The organism is Streptomyces sp. NPDC055078 (assembly GCF_053607985.1).
The window spans coordinates 1-2,069 of sequence record NZ_JBSGUP010000988.1; the positions used below are offsets into that span (position 1 = coordinate 1).

Below are 2,069 nucleotides of genomic sequence, written 5' to 3' on the forward strand. Positions count from 1 at the left end.
AGCGGGTGGACGCGGCGGGCCTCGGCCCGGACGCGCTGCGGAGCGCGGTCGCCGAACACGCCCACCGGGCCCGCGCCGCTCTCGACCCCGATGCGGGCGTCGTCGTGCGGGCGGTCTGGTTCGACGCGGGACCGGAGCCCGGACGGCTGCTGCTGATGGCCCACCATCTGGTGGTCGACGGGGTCTCCTGGCGGGTGCTGCTGCCGGATCTGGCCGCCGCCTGGGAGAGCGTGTCGGCGGGCCGCCCGGTGGCACTCGCGCCGGTCGAGACCTCGTTCGCCCGCTGGTCGCGGCTGCTGACCGAGCTGGCCCTGGACCCGGTCCGGGAGGCGGAACTCCCTCTGTGGACCGCCGTCCTGGACGGCGACGGCGGTACGGAGCCGTTCCCCCTGGCGGGGGCGCCGGATCCGGCCCGGGACACCACGGGTACGGCGCGGGAGCTGGCGCTGCGGCTGGAGCCCGCGCACACCGGTCCGCTGCTCTCCTCCGTGCCCGCCGCCTTCGGCGCGAGCGTCAACGATGTGCTGCTCGCCGGTCTCGCCCTCGCGGTCGCCGACTGGCGGCGGCGGCACGAAGGGCCGGGCGCGGCAGCCGACGCGGCCACATCGGATGCCCCGGATACCGCGTCCACCGTGGACACCACCGCCATCCCGGAGACCCCGGCAACCCCGGAGACGCCGGAGACGCCGGAGATTTCGGCCACCTCGGCCACCTCGGTGCTGGTCGATCTCGAAGGCCACGGCCGCGAGGAGGAACTCGCCGGGGACAGCGCCGATCTGTCCCGTACGGTCGGCTGGTTCACCAGTGTCTTCCCGGTCCGCCTCGATCCGGGCCCGGTCGATCTCGCCGACGCGTTCGCGGGCGGCCCGGCCGCCGCCGAAGCGGTCGAACGCGTGCGGACGCAGTTGGCGGCACTGCCCGCGAACGGTGTGGGCTACGGCCTGCTGCGGTATCTCAACCCCCGTACGCGCGCGGTGCTGGCGCGTCGGCAGGCGCCCCGGATCGAGTTCAACTATCTGGGGCGGTTCGACGTCCCCGAGGCGGCAGACTGGTCGTATGCCCCCGAGGAGGACGCCGCCGATATCGGCGCGGAGGCCGCGATGCGCGAGGGCCACGCCCTGAGTATCAATGTGGTGACCGAGGACCGGCCGGACGGGCCGGTGCTGGCCGCCCACTGGTCCTGGCTGGAGCGGCTGATGCCACGCGAGACGGTCCGGGATCTGGCCGAGACCTGGTTCCGGGCGCTGGAGGGCCTGGTGCGGCGGGCCGCCGACCGGCCCGACCCGGAACCGACCCGTAGTAGTACATCCGGAGCAACCGAAGGAGAATCACGATGAGCAACCCGTTCGAGAACCCCGACGGCGTCTACACCGTGCTGGTCAACGACGAGGACCAGCACAGTCTGTGGCCGGACTTCGCCGATGTGCCGGCGGGCTGGCGGATAGTCCACGGACCCACCGCCCGGCAGTCCTGCCTGGACTACGTCGAGACCCACTGGACCGATATGCGGCCCCGGAGCCTGGCGCGGGCGATGGACACGCCGTAGGCACTGCCGTCGAGCTCCCGCCCGCCCGGCGCCCGGCGTGCGCACTCTCCCCGGGGCCCTTCGGGAAGGGGCGGGAGCTGTTGTCGGGCGCGGGCGGGCCCGGAGCCCAGAGGTGCGCCAGCCCTGGGCTCCGCCCCGGGGCGGGACGCCCACCCCCCGGTGCCTCCGCCGCCGCCTACGGCCCAGACCTGTTTGAGACTTTCTCCCCGTCGCGCCAGGCCGAACCGGTCTGTTGCCGGAAAAGTCTCCAGCCGCGCGTCAATGAGACGATGGAGACATGCGGCCGGTGACCGTATCGGCCGGGCGATCGGAAAGCGGGGAGGCGACGGGTGAGGTTCGTTCTCGAAGTCGACATGGGTGATACGGCGTTCGACGGGAAGGCCGCCGGTGAGCTGGGCCGGATCCTGCGCTACTGGGGCGGGAACCTCCACCACTACGACCTGGTGCCCGGCGACGGCGCGGCACTCCTTGACTCAAGCCATCGCGAGGTGGGCCGGTGGAGCATTGTCGCGACCACCGACCC

Annotated in this window: 3 protein-coding genes; all 3 read left to right on the forward strand. The window is 73.3% G+C overall.

The window, feature by feature from the left end; genetic code table 11:
* Positions 1 to 1,337, forward strand: a 1,337-nt coding sequence (locus ACWF94_RS39420; RefSeq protein ID WP_453499936.1) for a condensation domain-containing protein, incomplete at its 5' end; no start/stop codon positions are given.
* Positions 1,334 to 1,546: an MbtH family protein gene (locus ACWF94_RS39425; protein WP_453499938.1), complete on the forward strand. Its 213-nt coding sequence runs from the start codon at positions 1,334 to 1,336 to the stop codon at positions 1,544 to 1,546. The genes ACWF94_RS39420 and ACWF94_RS39425, both read left to right, overlap by 4 nt.
* A 329-nt stretch (positions 1,547 to 1,875) precedes the next feature.
* A partial coding sequence (locus ACWF94_RS39430; RefSeq protein WP_453499940.1) for a hypothetical protein occupies positions 1,876 to 2,069 on the forward strand: 194 nt, incomplete at its 3' end.

Coding starts and splice junctions, on each gene's coding strand:
- ACWF94_RS39425 (WP_453499938.1), top strand. CDS start 1,334: ATGAGCAACCCGTTCGAGAACCCCGACGGCGTCTACACCGTGCTGGTC.